Origin of the sequence: Mycobacterium riyadhense, from assembly GCF_963853645.1 — a bacterium.
Lineage (GTDB): Bacteria > Actinomycetota > Actinomycetes > Mycobacteriales > Mycobacteriaceae > Mycobacterium > Mycobacterium riyadhense.
In genome coordinates this window covers 1,972,415-1,990,903 of record NZ_OY970456.1, presented here as the reverse complement: position 1 = coordinate 1,990,903, position 18,489 = coordinate 1,972,415, and the positions used below count along the sequence as shown (strand labels likewise).

The 18,489-nt window shown below is 67.5% G+C and carries 13 protein-coding genes and 2 pseudogenes; 7 read left to right on the top strand and 8 right to left on the bottom strand.

The window, feature by feature from the left end; translation table 11 throughout:
* Window positions 1-22: 22 nt before the first annotated feature.
* The 8 genes and pseudogenes from cobA to AADZ78_RS08900 all read right to left on the bottom strand — a co-directional run bounded on the left by cobA (window position 23) and on the right by AADZ78_RS08900 (window position 7,986).
* A complete protein-coding gene (gene cobA, locus AADZ78_RS08930) occupies window positions 23-1,249 on the bottom strand; it encodes a uroporphyrinogen-III C-methyltransferase (protein ID WP_085253338.1) in 1,227 nt (408 codons plus the stop codon).
* Window positions 1,246-2,631 carry a cobyrinate a,c-diamide synthase gene (locus AADZ78_RS08925; protein ID WP_085253356.1) on the bottom strand — a complete coding sequence of 462 codons (1,386 nt, stop codon included), beginning with the start codon at window positions 2,629-2,631 and terminating at the stop codon, window positions 1,246-1,248. The genes cobA and AADZ78_RS08925 overlap by 4 nt, the downstream gene beginning before the upstream one ends.
* A gap of 88 nt (window positions 2,632-2,719) precedes the next feature.
* Entirely contained in the window at window positions 2,720-3,343 is a 624-nt protein-coding gene (gene cobO / locus AADZ78_RS08920; RefSeq protein ID WP_085253339.1) for a cob(I)yrinic acid a,c-diamide adenosyltransferase, read from the bottom strand.
* A 10-nt stretch (window positions 3,344-3,353) separates the two neighbouring features.
* Entirely contained in the window at window positions 3,354-5,177 is a 1,824-nt protein-coding gene (locus tag AADZ78_RS08915) for a magnesium chelatase subunit D family protein (protein ID WP_085253340.1), read from the bottom strand.
* The gene (locus AADZ78_RS08910; protein ID WP_085253341.1) at window positions 5,174-5,644 is read right to left on the bottom strand and encodes a GNAT family N-acetyltransferase; all 471 of its coding nucleotides are present in this window, start codon (window positions 5,642-5,644) and stop codon (window positions 5,174-5,176) included. Before AADZ78_RS08910 ends, AADZ78_RS08915 begins: the two co-directional genes overlap by 4 nt.
* Window positions 5,619-5,702: pseudogene (locus tag AADZ78_RS28980) on the bottom strand (hypothetical protein); the annotation flags it as partial. The gene AADZ78_RS08910 and the pseudogene AADZ78_RS28980, both read right to left, overlap by 26 nt.
* Before the next feature lie 15 nt (window positions 5,703-5,717).
* On the bottom strand, window positions 5,718-7,199 hold the full coding sequence (gene mqo / locus AADZ78_RS08905; protein ID WP_085253355.1) for a malate dehydrogenase (quinone): 1,482 nt from the start codon (window positions 7,197-7,199) through the stop codon (window positions 5,718-5,720).
* 145 nt (window positions 7,200-7,344) lie between these two features.
* Window positions 7,345-7,986: a chorismate--pyruvate lyase family protein gene (locus tag AADZ78_RS08900; protein WP_239655216.1), complete on the bottom strand. Its 642-nt coding sequence runs from the start codon at window positions 7,984-7,986 to the stop codon at window positions 7,345-7,347.
* Between the two features lie 233 nt (window positions 7,987-8,219).
* Here AADZ78_RS08900 and AADZ78_RS08895 point away from each other — a divergent pair, with 233 nt between their 5' ends.
* The 7 genes and pseudogenes from AADZ78_RS08895 (at window position 8,220) to AADZ78_RS08865 (ending at window position 18,205) form a co-directional block, all read left to right on the top strand.
* Entirely contained in the window at window positions 8,220-9,236 is a 1,017-nt protein-coding gene (locus tag AADZ78_RS08895) for an alpha/beta hydrolase (protein WP_085253357.1), read from the top strand.
* Between the two features lie 10 nt (window positions 9,237-9,246).
* Window positions 9,247-10,626, top strand: coding sequence for a mycothione reductase (gene mtr, locus AADZ78_RS08890; RefSeq protein ID WP_085253343.1), 1,380 nt, complete (start codon window positions 9,247-9,249; stop codon window positions 10,624-10,626).
* A 233-nt stretch (window positions 10,627-10,859) separates the two neighbouring features.
* Window positions 10,860-12,695 carry a PE family protein gene (locus AADZ78_RS08885; RefSeq protein WP_085253358.1) on the top strand — a complete coding sequence of 612 codons (1,836 nt, stop codon included), beginning with the start codon at window positions 10,860-10,862 and terminating at the stop codon, window positions 12,693-12,695.
* A gap of 18 nt (window positions 12,696-12,713) precedes the next feature.
* Window positions 12,714-12,941: pseudogene (locus tag AADZ78_RS08880) on the top strand (FAD-dependent oxidoreductase); the annotation flags it as partial.
* A gap of 107 nt (window positions 12,942-13,048) precedes the next feature.
* Entirely contained in the window at window positions 13,049-14,878 is a 1,830-nt protein-coding gene (locus AADZ78_RS08875; protein WP_085253344.1) for a PE family protein, read from the top strand.
* A 181-nt stretch (window positions 14,879-15,059) separates the two neighbouring features.
* Window positions 15,060-16,904, top strand: coding sequence for a PE family protein (locus AADZ78_RS08870; protein ID WP_085253359.1), 1,845 nt, complete (start codon window positions 15,060-15,062; stop codon window positions 16,902-16,904).
* A 170-nt stretch (window positions 16,905-17,074) separates the two neighbouring features.
* The gene (locus AADZ78_RS08865; protein WP_085253345.1) at window positions 17,075-18,205 is read left to right on the top strand and encodes a HoxN/HupN/NixA family nickel/cobalt transporter; all 1,131 of its coding nucleotides are present in this window, start codon (window positions 17,075-17,077) and stop codon (window positions 18,203-18,205) included.
* Window positions 18,206-18,489: the final 284 nt, after the last annotated feature.

Genomic DNA, 18,489 nt, shown 5'->3' with positions numbered 1-18,489 from the left:
AGCGGGTTACCTTACAGTACTCTTAAGAATTGTTTAAACGCCGAACGCCGCGCAGACCTACTACGGGCCCGATCACGATGATCGCGGGAGGTCGAATCCCCTCTGCGCGGACTTTTTCCGGCGTGTCGGCGAGGGTCGCCCGCAACGTCTGCTGAGCGGCCGTCGTTCCGTGTTGAACCACCAGCACCGGAGTATCCGCAGGTCGGCCGCCCTTTAACAGCTCATCGACGAAAAGCTCGATCCGTTCGACCGCCATCAGCAAAACAATGGTGCCGGACAGTGCTGCCAATGCATTCCAATTCACTAACGATTCGGGGTGACCGGGCGCAAGATGGCCGCTGACCACCACAAATTCGTGATTTGTGGCCCGGTGAGTGACCGGAACACCGGCCAAAGCGGGCACGGCTATGGCACTCGTCACACCCGGCACCACAGTCACCGGAATTCCGGCGTCGGCGCACGCCAGCACTTCCTCATAACCCCGCGCGAACACGAAGGGGTCGCCTCCTTTGAGACGGACCACAAATTTCCCGTCCTTAGCCCGTTCGATCATGACGGCGTTGATGGCGTCCTGGGCCATGGCCCGCCCGTACGGGATCTTGGCCGCGTCGATGACTTCGACATGCGGCGGCAGCTCGGCCAGCAGTTCGGGCGGCGCCAGCCGGTCGGCAACCACCACATCGGCATGGGCAAGCAGACGGCGGCCGCGGACGGTGATCAGTTCCGGATCGCCAGGGCCACCACCAACCAGAGCTACCCCGCCGCGCACCACGTCGGAGCTCTCTGGGGTTTCCAAGGTGATCAGGCCCTGTTGTAAGGCCTCGCGGATGGCCGACCGGATCGCCGCCGATCGGCGATGCTCACCACCGGCCAGCACCCCCACCGACAGACCGGCGTAGCCGAACGTCGCCGGGGTGACCGCGGTTCCCTCGAGGGCGACGTCGGCCCGGACGCAGAAGATCTGGCGCCGATCGGCCTCGGCGACGACGGCTGCGTTCACCTGCGCATCATCGGTGGCCGCGATGGCATACCAGGCTCCGTCGAGATCACCATCGTGGTATTCACGCAGCGACAGGGTGATGCCGTCCATCGCCTCGACGGCGCGGGTGGCAGTGCGCGAGATGACGTGGACGTCCGCGCCGCTGGTGATAAGCAGGGGTAAGCGGCGCTGCGCGACCGAGCCCCCGCCGACCACGACGACCTTCTTACCGGTTAGCCGCAATCCGACCAGATAGGGGTTCTCGGTCACCCGCCAAGTTTAGAAGCAGGGTAAGCGGCGGCGTGTGCGACGAAACGCGACACCGCGCCGGGCGTCGCCGCTGGATGAGTGTGCAGATATGACGCGTGCACGCCGGCATGCACCACGCCGTCACGGGCGGCATCGACGTCGCGGCCCCGATACACCCACGCCGGCTGGTAGCTGTCGGTGAATGTGACTGCCGTTCGGTGGAATTCGTGTCCAACCACCCGCTGGCCAACCGAATACAGCGACGAGTCGGTTACCGCGACCGCATCGCGATAGGCCAACGTCAGATGCTGGGTGAACCGTGCCGAACCGTGTAGGACACCGCACATCGGGTATCCGTCAATCTCGGAAACCAGGTAGATCAGGCCACCGCACTCGGCGTGTACCGGAGCGCCTGCGGTTGCCAATTGATTGATCTGGCGGCGGACGACGTCGTTGGCGGACAACTCCGCGGTGAACTGCTCGGGGAACCCGCCGGGCAACACCACCGCGTCCGTACCGTCGGGCAGCGTTTCGCTGAGCGGGTCGAACTCGATCACGTCGGCCCCGGCGGCCCGCAATAGCTCGGCGTACTCGGTGTAGCCGAAGGTGAATGCCTTGCCAGCGGCCAGCGCCACGGTGACACCGCGGCCGGGGCGCTCCGCGATCGCAGCCGCCGGGTCCCACGGCTGATCGGCGGCGGGCCGGCTTCCGGCCTTGCACACCGCGGCGAGGTCGACGTGGCGGGCCACCAATGCCGTCATCGCCTCGACGGCGTGCCGCGCGCGCCGGCCGTACTCGGTGGCGGTGACAAGACCGAGATACCTTGACGGCAGCTCTAATTCGGTAGTCCGCGGAATGGCGCCCAGTACCGGGACACCGGCGTGTTCGCACGCCTGGCGCAGCACTTGCTCGTGTCGGGCCGACCCGACCCGATTGAGGATTACGCCGGCGATCGAGGTTGCCGTGTCGAACGTGGTAAAGCCGTGCAGCAGTGCGGCGATGCTGTGGCCTTGGCCGCGCGCGTCGACCACCAAGATGACGGGGACGCCCAGCAGTGCGGCGACGTGCGCGGTGGACCCGGCTGGCGGAGTGCTGGCGACGGGGTCGATGCGCCCGTCGAACATGCCCATCACTCCTTCGATCACCGCGATATCCGCGCCATGGGTGCCGTGTGCGTACAGCGGAGCGATGAGCTGCTCCCCCACCAGCACCGGGTCGAGGTTGCGGCCGGGCCGGCCCGCGGCCAGTGCGTGGTAGCCGGGGTCGATGAAGTCCGGACCCACCTTGAACGGTGCGACGGCATGGCCCGCCTGGCGCAGCGCGCCGATCAAACCCGTGGCAACGGTGGTCTTTCCGCTGCCCGATGCGGGGGCTGCGAGGACCACCGCGGGGACTCGAGTCACTTTGCGAACCGCTGCCGCGAGCGTGCACAGAATGACGCCCCATGCGGCGTGTCGGTGTACAGACACGCACCCTCGCAAGCGGATGGGTTCACCATTCGATGCCCTGCTGTCCCTTGCGACCTGCGTCCATCGGATGCTTCACCTTGGTCATTTCGGTAACCAGATCGGCGGCCTCGACCAGCCGAGGCGAAGCGTCGCGGCCAGTGATCACCACATGCTGGTAGCCGGGGCGGGATACCAGGGCCTCGACCACCTCCTCGACATCAATCCAGCCCCACTTCAACGGATAGGTGAACTCGTCGAGCACGTAGAAGTCGTGACGTTGCGCGGCCAGCCTGCGCGCGATCTCAGCCCAGCCGTCCGCCGCCGCCGCGGCGTGATCGGTAGCGCTGCCGGGCTTGCGTGACTTGCGCGTCCAGGACCAGCCTGCACCCATTTTGTGCCATTCGACCGCCCCGCCGACGCCGTGCTGGTCGTGCAACTGGCCCAGTTGACGGAATGCTGCCTCCTCGCCCACCTTCCACTTGGCGCTCTTGACGAACTGGAAGACCGCGACATTGAGGCCAACATTCCAGGCTCGCAACGCCATTCCAAACGCAGCCGTCGATTTTCCTTTACCGTCTCCGGTGTGGACCGCCAACACCGGTGTATTACGCCGGGCCCGGGTAGTTAGGCCATCGTCGGGGACTTGGAGTGGATTGCCCTGTGGCACCTGTTGATCCTCACGCCACGCTGCGCACGGCCTGGGTCAGATAATCGGCGTGCAATTGCTCCAGGCGCATGGCCGGCGCGCCCAGCTGCCGGGCCAGCTCTCCGGCCAACCCCAGCCGTGCGTACGACGTTTCGCAATCCACGACCACCGCGGCCGCACCTTCGGCGACGAGACGGGCCGCCGCTATCCGGCTGCGGCCCAACGGATCCGGTCCGGAAGTGGCCCGACCATCGGTGAGCACGACCACTAGCGGACGTCGCGCGCGGTCACGCGCCCTTTCCCTCATGACCAGCTCACGCGCGGCCAGCAGGCCCTCAGCAAGTGGAGTCTTGCCGCCGGTGTCGAAGCGCGCCAGTCGCCGGCCAGCGATGTGCGCCGACGATGTGGGCGGCAGCAACACCGTCGCTTGGTGCTGGCGGAAGGTGATCACCGCGACCTTGTCGCGCCGCTGATAGGCGTCGCGCAGCAGTGACATGGTGGCGCCGCTGACGGCCGCCATGCGGTCCCGTGCGGCCATCGACCCGGAAGCATCGACGACGAAGATCACCAGATTTCCTTCGCGCCCCTCGCGGATGGCGCGCCGGACATCATCCGGCCGCAGCCGCAGCGGCCCGGCTCCGCTCGAATTTTCGGCGGCCGACAACAGGGTGGCGAACAGGTGCAGTCCGTGAGCTGCAGGATCGCTGGTGTCGGCTGCTGCCACCACGCTGCCAGCAGCGTTGCGGGCCCGCGACCGTCGCCCGGGAGCGCCTTCGCCGACGCCTGGAACGGTCAACGCCCGGGTGCGGAAAACCTTCGACGGCGGCGCGCTGGGCTTCGGACGGCTTGATTTCGAATACTGCTGCGGTAGATCACGTTCGCCGTTGGCCGCCTGACCACCGCCGGAGGGGTCGGGATCGGGTTCTAAGTCGGCGCCGGATTGGGCGAGCGCCTCGTCCAGCCGCTCACGGTCGATGCCGTGATCGTCGAACGGGTCGCGGCGACGTCGATGCGGCAGCGCCAATTCGGCTGCCACTCGGATGTCTTCTTCCGCCACCGCGTGCGCGCCGCGCCAGGCGGCGTGGGCAACGGCGGTTCTGGCCACCACGAGGTCGGCCCGCATCCCGTCGACGTCAAACGCCGCGCACAACGCCGCGATTCGCCGTAACTCGTTGTCGCCCAACATCACATCGTCAACGATCGCCCGGGCCGCGGCGATCCGGCGGGCCAGCTCGGCGTCGGCGTCGGCGTAGCGTTGAGCGAACGCGTCCGGGTCCGCCTCGTAGGCCATCCGCTGGCGAATCACCTGCACCCGCACGTCAACATCACGCGACGCCTGCACGTCCACGGTGAGCCCGAACCGGTCCAGGAGCTGCGGACGCAGTTCGCCCTCTTCCGGATTCATGGTGCCGATCAGTACGAACCGAGACTCGTGCGAGTGGGAGATGCCGTCGCGTTCGACGTGCACCCGCCCCATGGCCGCGGCATCGAGCAGTATGTCGACCAGATGATCGTGCAGCAGGTTGACCTCGTCGACGTAGAGCACACCGCCATGGGCACGAGCCAGCAGTCCGGGTGCGAAGGCGTGCTCCCCGTCGCGCAGCACACGTTGCAGGTCGAGTGACCCGACAACGCGGTCTTCGGTTGCGCCCAGCGGCATCTCGACCAGGCCGGCCTCGGCACTTCCGGTCGCGGCCGACAGCAGCGCCGCCAGCCCGCGCACCGCTGTCGACTTCGCCGTGCCCTTCTCGCCACGGATCAGCGCTCCGCCGATCTCGGGTCGAACCGCACACAACAACAACGCGAGCCGCAGCTGATCGTGCCCGACGATGGCACTGAACGGATAGGGCTTCACCGCTGGGCCGCCAGAGGAGAACCGGACCGCAACATTGGCACATGCGGAATGCCGTCGTCGAGGAAATCATCACCGTCGCGGACAAACCCGTGCTTGGCATACATGGCGGCGAGGTAGGTCTGCGCGTTGATCCGGCACGGGTAGTCGCCCACCTCGGCCAACGCGGCGCGCAGCAGCCGGGTGGCATGACCCATGCCGCGCACGCTGCGTTTGGTGCACAGCCGCCCAAGCCGGAACGCCTTCTCACCGCCGGCATGCTCCTCCATCAGCCGCAGCGTGCAGATCACCTCGCCGTCGGGCGTTTCCAGCCAGAAGTGCCGGGTTTCGGCGAGCAGATCGCGCCCGTCCAATTCCGGATAGGGGCAAGCCTGTTCGACCACGAACACCTCGACCCGTAGCTTGAGCAACTCGTAAAGAATCTGGGCGTCAAGGTCTTTGGCCCACATGCGGCGCAATGCTTCTGTCATTTGCGCCGCTCTCCCCCGCAAGCGGGAGGTGCCCCCACCTCATCGCTTCGCTCTGCATCGTCACCGGCGCGGATCATGAGGCCTCCAGCTGCAGTGCCTTGGTGCTCCATGACCACACTTCCTCGAACAGCGCCGGCTCACGCGACAGTTCGACGCCCAATGATGGCACCATCTCCTTGAGCGTGGGCAGCCAGGACTGATACCGGCTGGCAAAGCACCGTTGCAACAGTTCCAGCATGGCGGGCACAGCAGTCGATGCTCCCGGTGAGCCTCCGAGCAGTCCGGCGATGCTGCCGTCGGCTGCGCTCACCATGGTCGTGACGAACTCGAGCACACCGCCTTTGCGCCTGTGCCTCCGGATCACCTGTACGCGTTGACCGGCCACCGTCAGCTCCCAATCGGAATCCATTGCGCTGGGCGCAAATTCGCGCAGGACCTGGACTCGGTCGGGTTGGGAGAGCCGCAGCTGGCCGATCAGGTAGTTGAGCAATGTCAGCTGGGTGATGCCCACGCCGAGCATGGACAGCACGTTGTGTGGCTTGATCGAGCGGGGCAGATCGCTGACGTGGCCGTATTTCAAGAACTTCGACGACCAGCCGGCGTAAGGCCCGAACACCAGCCACGATTTGCCGTTGACGAAGCGGAGATCCAGGTGCAGCGCCCCCAGCGGAGGGGCTCCCGGCGCCGGAACGCCGTATACCTTGGCCCGGTGCGCGGTAGTGAGAGCCGGATTATCGGACCGCAGGAACCGGCCGCCGATCGGAAAGCCGGCGAAGCCCTTGACTTCGTTGATGCCGGACTTCTGCAACAACGGCAACGCGTCGCCCCCGGCCCCGACAAAGACGAATTTGGCCTTCAGCTTGCGCTTTTCGCCGGTTCGGCGGTTGCTGGTGGATACCGTCCAACTGCCGTCGGACTCTCGGGACAGGTTGCGAACCTCGTGACCGAATAGTGCGTTGGCGCCCCTGCGCACGCAATAGCCGATGAGTTGGCGAGACAGCGCACCGAAATCGACATCGGTGCCATCCTGGGCCCAATTGAGCGCAACCGGTTCGGAGAAGTCACGTTTGGCAGCCATCAACGGCAGCCGTCGGGCGAACTCATCCGGGTCGTCGATCAGCTCGGTGCCGGCGAACAGCGGGTTGCCCGCAAGCGCGCGCTGTCGGCGCCGTAGGTAGTCGACGCGCTGCGCACCGTGAACGAAACTCACATGCGGAACGGGATTGAGGAAACTGCGGACGTCGGTCAGGATGCCGGTTTCCACGGCGTACGCCCAGAACTGGCGGGTGACCTGAAATTGCTCGTTGACGTATACCGCTTTGGTGATGTCGATCGAGCCGTCCGGTCTTTCGGGCGTGTAGTTCATTTCGCACAACGCGGAGTGTCCGGTGCCCGCATTGTTCCAGGGACTACTGCTTTCGGCGCCGACGGCATCGAGCCGTTCGATCAGCGTGATGGACCAGTCCGGTTGTAGCCGCCGCAGCAACGCACCCAGCGTGGCGCTCATGATGCCCGCGCCCACCAGTACGACGTCGGTTCTGGCTAGCTCTGACACCGGATCGTTGGTCCTTCCCTCGGCTGTGCCGGTTCCCAAGGTTATCGCGGTGGCGTCGGCGTCACCCGACAGCGATGGAACCTGGGATGGTCAAACCGGCGGCACCCATGCGGCCGCGTCTCACGCCGGTGGCACCGGTGCCGGACTAGTTCGAAAACACATCCAATGGGAAGTATTCACTGATCGTAATGACCGGTTGCCCGCCGATAAATTGGCGATAGCGACGGCCGACTGCTTCCAATCGCGAATTCGCATGTCCTGTGGGTAGGCCCCAACTGGGGTGCTCCCCCATCCAGACTTCAGGAAGCTCTTTCAGGGTCTCAAGGCTGGCACTCACCAATAGCTCGCCGATGGGGCGATCCGTTGTTACCAGGCTTGTCACGATCGTTGGCGGTAGGAAATCGATTGCAGCCAACGTCTCCGCTGCTATGTACGGCCGACCCGAACGCCGTCCTTTAAGCACCACATTGCGTTGCAGGATGCGACCGGACGGCAATTGCTCAGACTGCAGAATTTTCGGCGCACTGGGGTGAATCTGCTGCTCAATAACCTGCACCCCGATCTCCTCGTCGACAACGACGCCGAGGATTCTGGTAAGTGTTCCATTCGTTGCTATGAGCACCCGCAGGTCGCGACTAAGCATTCGGATTTGATCGCTCGACAAACGGCGCTGCCTGTTAGGTCGTGTGTGCTGTAAGACAGAACCTCGGCCGGTGTGATAACCGACAGGCGTCGGCTCGACATCGGCGGCGCTGGCGAGCTCGGTGGAGGCGGTTTCCATTGCCATGGGATTCTCCCTCGCGGGCCAATGAGCTCGGTTATTCGCTGTTGTCGTCGGCGGCGTCTCGCTGAGGATCATCTTTGGAGGGTCCGGTTACGCCCTCTATCCCCCGATTGGCTGATGACTGGAGGAAAATCGGACCCTCCATCGGTAGGACACGGGATGTCCCCCAATCAGGGGACAACAGGGTCGCAACAAGAGCCGTGACCACGTTCTAAGCTGACCCCGTGACTGACGCGGTGCCTGGCTGGGTAGCCGATGTGCTGCCCGACTACTGGCAGCAGACGATCCCGCTTGGGCCCGATCCCGACGGCGAGGGCGACGTAGTCGCAACCCTGATACGTCGCGGTGTTTGCGCCGGAGCGGATCATGCGGTCCTGGCGATACACGGCTATACCGATTACTTCTTCCACACCGAGTTGGCCGATCAGTTTGCCGGTCGCGGCTTCGCCTTCTACGCGCTGGACCTACGCAAGTGCGGCCGCTCTCGACAGCCCAGCCAGACGCCGCACTACACAACCGATCTGGCCCACTACGATGCCGAACTCGAACAAGCCCTTGCGGTCATCGGCGCACAGAACCCTTCGGCCAGGATCTTGGTATATGGCCATTCGGCGGGTGGATTGATCGTGTCGCTCTGGCTGGACCGGTTGCGCCGTCGCGGCGCGACCACACGTTTGGGCGTCACCGGCCTGGTGCTCAACAGCCCGTTCCTGGATCTGCAAGGCCCGGCGATTGTGCGTATGGGCGTGACCTCGGCCACGATCGCCGCGCTCTCGCGAGTGCGGTCCAAGGCGGTGGTCCGGGTGCCAGTCGAGGGCGGGTACGGCACCAGCCTGCATCGAGACTACGACGGCGAGTTCGACTACAACCTGCAGTGGAAACCGGTGGGGGGCTTTCCGATCACCGCCGGCTGGCTGCATGCCGTGCGCCGCGGCCAGGCCAGGCTGCATCGCGGACTCGACGTTGGTGTGCCCAACCTGATCCTGCGTTCGGATCACACGGTTCGCGAAAACGCCGGCCCGATAGCCCTGCAACGCGGCGACGCGGTCCTCGACGTCACTCATATCGCCCAATGGGCCGGCTGTATTGGCAACCGCAGCACCATCATTCCCGTGGCGGACGCCAAACACGATGTGTTCTTGTCGCTGCCAGGGCCGCGCCAAATAGCCTATCGCCAACTAAATCTCTGGCTCGACGAGTACTTCCGAATGCTGAACGAAACCGATACCGCGGCATCGTCAACGAAAGGGTAAGCGACCCAAAATGGAAACGTATGACCTCGCGATCATCGGAACAGGTTCGGGCAACAGCATTCTCGACGAGCGGTATGCCGGCAAGCGTACCGCGATCTGCGAGCAGGGCGCATTTGGCGGTACTTGCCTGAATGTCGGATGTATTCCCACGAAGATGTTCGTTTACGCCGCCGATGTCGCGAAGACGATCCAGGGCGCGGCCCGCTACGGCGTGGACGCCCACATCGACCGGGTGCGCTGGGACGACATCGTCTCGCGAGTATTCGGCCGGATCGATCCGATCGCGCTCAGCGGCGAGGACTATCGGCGCTCTTCGCCCAATATCGACGTGTACCGGCTGCACACCCGCTTCGGGCCGGTTCAGGCCGACGGGCGTTATCTGTTGCGCACCGCCGTGGGCGAAGAGTTCACCGCCGAACAGGTGGTGATCGCGGCGGGCTCGCGACCGGTGATTCCGCCGGCCATTCTGGCGTCCGGCGTCGAGTACCACACCAGCGACACCATCATGCGGATCGCCGAGCTGCCCGAACACCTGGTGATCGTCGGAAGCGGCTTTGTGGCAGCTGAATTCGCGCACGTGTTTTCCGCTCTGGGCGTGCGGGTCACCTTGGTGATCCGGGGCAGCACCATGTTGCGGCACTACGATGACTCCATCTGCGAGCGGTTCACCCGCATCGCGTCCCAGAAGTGGGAACTGCGCACCCAGCGCAACGTCGTGCGTGCCCAGAACCGCGGCTCCGGCGTCGCCCTGGAGCTCGACGACGGTTGCGTTGTGAATGCCGACCTGCTGCTGGTCGCGACCGGCCGGGTGTCTAATGCCGATCTGCTAGATGCCGAGCAGGCGGGTATCGATGTTGACGCCGGTCGAATTGTGGTCGATGAGTACCAACGGACCACGGCGCGTGGGGTTTTCGCGCTTGGTGACGTCTCGTCGCCGTATCTGCTGAAGCACGTCGCCAACCACGAAGCCCGTGTCGTCCAGCACAATCTGCTGTGCGACTGGGATGACACCGCGTCGATGGCCGTCACCGATCACCGTTTCGTGCCGTCGGCGGTGTTCACCGATCCCCCGCTGGCGACCGTCGGATTGACCGAAAATCAAGCTGTTGCAAAGGGTTTCGCCATCTCGGTCAAGATCCAAGAATACGGCGACGTCGCGTACGGCTGGGCGATGGAAGACACCACCGGCATGGTCAAACTCATCGCTGAACGCGGTAGCGGACGCCTGCTGGGGGCGCATCTCCTGGGCTACCAAGCCTCGTCGCTCATTCAACCGTTGATCCAGGCGATGAGCTTCGGCCTAACCGCCCGCGACATGGCCCGCGGCCAGTACTGGATCCATCCGGCGCTGCCTGAGGCTGTCGAAAACGCCCTATTGGATCTGCACTGAGTTGGCATATCGCGTCCCCGCACATCACTGCCTGCTCGGCTCCATACGACGGCGCATCATCGCTTGCTCCTCGCTTCGAACCATTGCGAATTTGTAATGAGAATCTTCGAAAGTGTCATGTATGTATTTGCACGAAACCCCAAATTGCTTAGTGCACCTCTCTAGTATGAGTGCCCTGGCCGATCTCGACTAATCCGACGGGAGTGGATGGCAGCCCGGGCAGGAGGCGCCTCATCTTGTTTGTGATCACAGCACCGGACGTGTTGACGGGAGCCTCCAGGGATTTGGCAGCGATTGGTTCGGCGATCAGCGCGGCTAACGCCGCCGCGGCGGCGCCGACCACGCGCCTGCTAGCAGCGGCCGAGGACGAGGTGTCGATAGCCGTCGCGGCCCTATTCGGCACGCACGGCCGCGCGTATCAGACGATGAGCTCCCAACTGACGGCGTTTCACGGTCAATTCGCCCAGGCCCTGGCCGAAGCTTCGCACTGCTATTCCGGCGCTGAGGCCACCAACGCGGCGCGTCTGCAGGCTGCACTGGATTCGGTCAACGCGCACACGCAGGCGTTGCTGGGGCGCCCACTGATCGGGAACGGCGCCGATGGAACCGCCCCGGGCGACGTGGGCCGGCCCGGTGGACTGCTGTTCGGCAATGGCGGCAACGGCGCCGCGGGCGGACCCAACCAGGCTGGTGGCGCCGGCGGCAATGCGGGGTTATTCGGCAACGGCGGGGCCGGCGGCGCCGGGGGAACGAGCTCGGCCGGCGGAAACGGCGGCATCGGAGGGCTGCTCTACGGTAACGGCGGCGCCGGCGGGGACGGCGGACTCGGCGTCGCCGGTGTCAATGGCGGCAGTGGCGGGCTCGGGGGTTACGGGGGCAATGCCGTTCTATTCGGAAGTGGCGGTGCCGGCGGGCATGGGGGCGCGGGTGCGACGGGCGTCGCGGGCACCAATCCCACCGTGATCCACTCAGCAGCCCCTGGCAGCGACGGGACATCGGTTGATGCTCCTGGGGAGCCGAATGCCACCGGCACCCCAGGGGGGGCTGGCAGCAGCGGCGGAGTGGCCCTGAACGGCGGCAACGGTGGCGCCGGCGGTAACGCGACAAACGCCTTTGACAGCAACACCGCCGGTGCTGGCGGCGACGGCGGAAACGGCGCCAATGGCGGCGCCGGTGGTGCGGGTGGGAACGCCGCGGACGACGGCATGTTCGCCGGCTTCACCTCCGTGGGTGGTGCTGGCGGTAATGGCGGTGACGCCGAGGCGCCCGGCGGCGCCGGCGGCAATGGTGGCAGCGGCGGGACGGCTTACGCGCCCTTCTGGTCCGACGGAGGCAATGGCGGTAGCGGCGGTAACGGCCATGACACCAATGTGTCCGGCGGCGTGGGCGGCGCCGGCGGCGCTGGCGGCGACGGCGGCCGTGGCGGGCTGTTCGCCGGCAATGGCGGCGCCGGCGGCGTTGGGGGCGCTGGCGGCACGGGCGGCGCCGGTGCCGCGGGTGGCGCTGGTGGCACCGGAGGCGGCGGCGGGGATGCCACCACCTACGACGCCCAACCTCTGGAAACTCTGGGAGGCAGTGGCGGCGCGGGTGGTAACGGCGGCAGCGCCCTGGGAACCGGCGGCACCGGGGGCACCGGGGGCCTCGGCGGTCGCGGAGGCGCGGGCGGGCTACTGGTCGGCACCGGCGGCGACGGCGGCGCAGGCGGCGCAGGCGGTTTGGGCGGCGCAGGTGGGGCCGGGGGCAGCGGTGGGGACGGCGCCAACGGCGGCGCCGCGAATGCACTTGCTAATGGTGTCGGTGGAGATGGTGGTGACAGCGGCGACGGCGGCAACGGCGGCGACGGCGGTACCGGCGGAGCGCCCGGATTTGGTGGCGCGGGCGGGCATGGGGGTTGGCTGATCGGGCAGATTGGCAACAGCGGTGCCGGTGGCGCCGGGGGTGTGGGAGGCAACGGCGGTCCTGGGGGCGCCGCGGGAACCGTTGGCGGGGGCGGCGCCGGCCAATCCACTGGCGACGACGGCTCCCCCGGCCAGGCCGGCGTCGACGGCATGCAGGGCGCTCACGGCTAACGCGCTCGCCCGGCGTTCGCACTCGAGCTCGACGGCGGTCGCACGGTCAACGCCCTACCTGCTGCTCGTGGTGGCCGGCAGGTGTCTAATGCCCAACCTGCTAGACACCGAGCAGGCCGGTATCGATGTCGGTCCGGCCGAACAGTCCTCGACGAATACCAACGGACCACGGCGGGTGGGGTTTTCGCACTCGGCGACGTCTCGTTGCCGTATCAGCTCGGGCGGGTCGCCAATCACGAAGCCCGCACCAAAACGCGAGACGCCAAGGCGTGTCATCGATAAGATCCGTCGTGTCGATCGTGCCTCGACAGAATGCCTGAACACCAGGTCTCTTCAGTGGAAGGTGCCCGCTGATGTCGTTTGTGATCGCAACACCGGACCTGCTCGCGGCGGCCTCTTCAGATTTGGCGGCCATCAGGTCATCGATCATTGCGGCTAGCACCGCCGCGTCGGTTCCCACAACTCAGTTGCTCGCCGCAGCCGAGGATGAGGTGTCAGCGGCGGTCGCGGCGCTATTCAGCACGCACGCCCGGGAATACCACGCCGTTAGCAGCCAAGCGGCGGCGTTTCATGGCCAGTTTGTGCAGGCTTTGACCACGGCTGGAGGCTCCTATGCCAGCGCTGAAGCCGGCAACGCGACGCCTTTGCAAGCCCTGCTGGACGCGGTCAATGCGCCCACGCAGGCGCTGCTAGGCCGCCCGCTGATCGGCAACGGCGTCGATGGGTCGGCACCCGGCGAGGCCGGCGGGCCGGGCGGGTTGCTGTACGGCAACGGCGGTAATGGCGCCGCCGGTGGGCCCACGCAAGCGGGCGGCGCCGGCGGTGACGCGGGGTTGATCGGCAATGGCGGGGCCGGCGGCGCCGGCGGGACAGGTGCGGCCGGTGGTAACGGCGGCATCGGGGGCCTGCTGTTCGGTAACGGCGGGGCCGGCGGACTCGGTGGGTCCGGCGCCGCGAATATCAACGGCGGTATAGGCGGGCATGGGGGCCACGGTGGCAGCGCCGTCCTGTTCGGAAGCGGCGGACTCGGCGGGCAGGGCGGCACCGGGGCTACCGGCATCACAGCCAGCAACCCCACCCCCGTCGGCACGGCCGCCCCGGGCACCGACGGCGCAAGTTCAACCGCCGCCAACGGGGTCGGCGGCGCCGGTGGGACCGGAGCCGACGGCGGCGTCGCAATGACTGGCGGGGGCGGCGGAGCCGGCGGCAACGTGACGACCTCGGTTGGCACCGCCACCGGCGGTTCCGGCGGCGACGGCGGAAACGGCGGCAACGGCGGCAACGGCGGTGCCGGCGGGACCGCCACCACTACCGGGGGTGTGACCGCCGTCGGTGGTGCCGGCGGTGACGGAGGCAACGCGCAGGCTCCCGGCGGTGCGGGCGGTAGCGGCGGGAAGGGCGGAAGCGCTGGTGCGGTCAGCAACAGCACTGGGGGTAATGGCGGTAGCGGCGGGAACGGCCATGATACTGACGTCTCCGGCGGCGCGGGCGGCGCCGGCGGCACCGGTGGTAACGGCGGTCGCGGCGGACTGCTGGCCGGCAACGGCGGCATCGGAGGCAGCGGCGGCACCGGCGGCGACGGCGGAGTGGGAGCCCCCGGCGGTGCCGGCGGCAGCGGCAACACCGGCGGCAATGCCAGCAACACCGCCGGCGCGGGCAACTCGGCCGTCGGTGGCGATGGCGGTGCAGGAGGTAACGGCGGCAGCGCCCTCGGCACGGGCGGCACGGGTGGCGCCGGGGGTCTGGGCGGTCACGGTGGTGCGGGCGGGCTGCTGGTTGGGGACGGCGGCGTAGGCGGCGCGGGCGGCAACGCCGGTGCGGGTGGCGCGGGCGGCGATGGCGGCACCGGCGGCGGCGGTGGCGCCGGTGGAAACGGTACCGGTGGCGGCCTGTCTTTGATGTTCCTAGGCGGCGACGGCGGCGACGGCGGTTACGGCGGCAACGGCGGTAATGGCGGTGCCGGCGGCGCCCCGGGCTTCGGTGGCACGGGTGGGTCCGGGGGGTGGCTGATCGGACACACCGGCGGCACCGGTGCGGGCGGCGCGGGTGGTGCGGGCGGCGCCGGCGGTGCGGGCGGGGCGGCCGGCGGCGGCGGTGCGGGAGGCTCCGGGTCAATCTCGCCGGGCAACCCCGGATCCGACGGTGTTGCGGGCGCAGACGGCGCGGTTGGCGCGCACGGTTGATCGAGTCGGCCGGATAGGCGGCAAGGCCTCGACCGCGGCTGTGAGCCGACCCCGAGACGCGCCCGCTCCTCTTACGCGATCCGCGAGACACCGCCTGCGTGTTAGCTATACGATCCGATTTGCCGATCGTGCTCTGACGGAGGGCCGGGTCGCCGGCCTCTTGAGTGGAAGGTCGCCCCTCATGTCGTTCGTCATCGCAAGACCGGACATGCTGGCGGCCGCCTCTTCGGATCTGGCGGCCATCGGGTCGGCGGTCGGTGCGGCTAACACCGCCGCGGCGGTTCCGACTACACGATTGCTGGCCGCGGCCGCCGACGAGGTGTCGACGCAGATCGCGACGCTGTTTGGGGCGCACGCGAAGAGCTACCAGACCCTCAGCACCCAGGCGGCGGCGTTTCATAACCAGTTTGTGCAGGCTTTGACCACGGCCGGGGCCTCCTATGCCAGCGCAGACGCCGCCAGCGCCTCGCCGCTTCAGACTGTGCTGGACGCGGTCAATGCGCCCGTCCGGGCACTGCTGGGACGTCCGCTGATCGGTAACGGCGCGGATGGGTCGGCACCGGGCCAGCCCGGCGGAGCCGGCGGGTTGCTGTACGGCAATGGCGGCAAGGGCGCCGCCGGTGGGGCCAACCAGGCGGGCGGTGCCGGCGGGAACGCGGGACTCATCGGCAATGGCGGGGCCGGCGGATCCGGGGGCATTGGCGCGGCCGGCGGGAACGGCGGCACCGGGGGGTTGCTGTTCGGGAACGGTGGGCCCGGCGGGCAAGGCGGGCCTGGCGTACCGGGTGTCAATGGCGGTAACGCCGGGCATGGGGGTCACGGTGGCAGCGCAATTCTGTTCGGCGACGGCGGACCGGGCGGGCACGGTGGCACCGGCGCCGACGGCCTTGCCGGCAGCAATCCCACCCCCATCGGCACCGCCGCGGCCGGCAGCGACGGCGCAAGTCACGACGTGAATAGCAATACCGACGTCACGGGCGGAGCCGGGACGGGCGGCGACGATGGCGGCGTCACCGTGAACGGCGGCAAGGGAGGCCACGGCGGCGAAGCAAGGAACACAGGTGGTGGCACCGGCAATTCCTTTGGAGGTGCGGGCGGCGACGGAGGGAACGGCGCCAACGGCGGCGACGGTGGTGCCGGTGGGGCAGCCGTAACCGAAGACGGTGCCACCGCCGTCAGTGGTGCTGGCGGTAACGGAGGTAACGCCGAGGCTTCCGGCGGCAACGGCGGCCACGGTGGCAACGGTGGGTTTGCTCAGGCCAGCACCACCGTGACCGGGGGGAACGGCGGCAACGGCGGTAACGGCCATGACAGTGACGTTTCGGGTGGCGCTGGCGGCGCGGGTGGCGTCGGCGGTGACGGCGGCCGCGGCGGTTTGCTGGCCGGCAACGGAGGCACCGGCGGTTCCGGCGGCATCGGCGGGACCGGCGGCGTTGGTGCCCACGGCGGGGCCGGCGGCAACGGTGGCAAAGCCGACGTTGCCAACAACCTCGACTTCGGTGCCACCGTCACCGGCGGCGATGGCGGAGACGGCGGTGACGGCGGCAGCGCCCTGGGTACCGGGGGCGCCGGGGGCGCCGGGGGTCTAGGCGGTCGCGGGGGCGCTGGCGGGGTGCTGATTGGCAACGGCGGCGCCGGTGGTGCCGGCGGCATCGGGGGTGCGGGCGGTGTCGGCGGCGCCGGCGGTGCGGGCGGCGCCGCCGGTGCCGGCGGCCACGCTAGTCCCGGCGCCGGTGGTACCAACTCCGTCGGCGGTGACGGCGGTGACGGCGGTGACGGCGGTAATGGCGGCAGCGGCGGTGGCGGCGGTGCCGCGGGCCTTGGCGGCGCCGGCGGCGCCGGGGGATGGCTGATCGGACAGCCTGGCAGCACCGGCGCCGGTGGCGCTGGCGGTGCGGGTGGCGCCGGAGGTGCCGGTGGCACGGCTGGCGGCGGCGGTGCCGGTGGCGGTGGGGACACCAAATCTGGTAGCGCCGGCTTGTCCGGTACGGCAGGCTTCGACGGCAACCCTGGCGCGCATGGCTGACCGTCCAGGGCTCTGAGGCTCTGACTGCGCTCTACGGCGTCGCCGCTGATGCCTGAGGTTGCCAACGGTTGGTGCCGTGGGAATCGGAAGGCCCTTCCTGCAACGAATTTGCGTCCACCTCGAGCGTGAACCTAGAGTCGTTGGGTCTGCCCAATGCTGGAAGGACCGATATGGCCAGCAGTGAGCGCGACCGGCACCGCCACCGTCGCGGGCCACGATGGTCTCGACTGCGCAGCTTCCTGTCGGCCTCGGAGTGGCGACGCCTGGGACTGATGCTGGCGGTGATCGTCGCGTTCCATCTGGTTGGTTGGCTCACCCTGCTCTGCGTCGTGGATCCGGCACGGCTTAGCCTGGGCGGCAAGGCGTTTGGCGTCGGCGTCGGGCTCACGGCCTACACCCTGGGGTTGCGTCACGCGTTCGATGCCGACCACATAGCCGCCATCGACAACACCACCCGCAAGTTGATGAGCGACGGGCAGCGCCCGTTGGCCGTCGGCTTCTTCTTCTCGCTGGGCCACTCCACAGTGGTCTTTGTGCTGGCGATGCTGCTGGCGACCGGGCTCAGGGTCATCGCCGGATCGGTCGAGAACGATTCCTCGACGCTGCACCGCTACACCGGTTTGATCGGCACCAGTGTCTCGGGCCTGTTCCTGTATTTGATCGCGATCCTCAACGTCATTGTGCTGGCCGGCATCCTGCGGGTGTTCGCACGGTTGCGCCGGGGCGGCTATAACGAGACCGAACTCGAACGGCAACTAGACAACCGCGGACTGATCAATCGCTTTCTCGGCCGGTTGACCAAGTCGATCACCAAGTCGTGGCACATGTATCCGGTGGGGTTGCTGTTCGGACTGGGATTCGACACCGCCACCGAAATCGCAATCTTGGTCCTCGCCGGCACCGGCGCGGCGGCCGGGCTGCCCTGGTACGCCATCCTGTGTCTGCCCGTGCTGTTCACCGCGGGCATGTGTCTCTTGGACACCATCGACGGCTCGTTCATGAACTTCGCCTACGGCTGGGCATTCTCCAACCCGGTGCGCAAGATCTACTACAACATCACCATCACTGCCCTTTCGGTGGCTGTCGCGTTGTTGATTGGCAGCGTCGAACTGGTTGGCCTGTTCGCCGAGCAGTTTGGCTGGCATGGCCCCTTCTGGGACTGGCTTGGTGGTCTGAATCTCAACGCCGTCGGCTTCGTTGTGGTGGGATTGTTCGTCGCTGCTTGGGCCCTTGCCTTGCTGATCTGGCGCTATGGCCGATTTGAAGAGAAGTGGGCCCTGGCGACCACCAGCACGACCTAACTCCTAACCTTCCCCGCAACCACACGTACTCACCAGTGACGCCGGGCTGACTTCATGGTGCCCGGAGCCGTAAAGTCCTCGTCGCTGAGTGCCAAAACAGCCGCGAGATCGACCTTTTGCAGACAAAGTGCGAGAGGCGACCTGCAAAACGTCGATCTCGGCACGGTTGCTCGCGGGCGCGGTACTGAGCGGCGGGGAATTGTTGTCGACGACCATCAGCGATGACGGCCTGAAGGGCGTCCTGTCGAGGCCCGTCGCGAAGTCGGTGACCAGAGCCGGCTTTT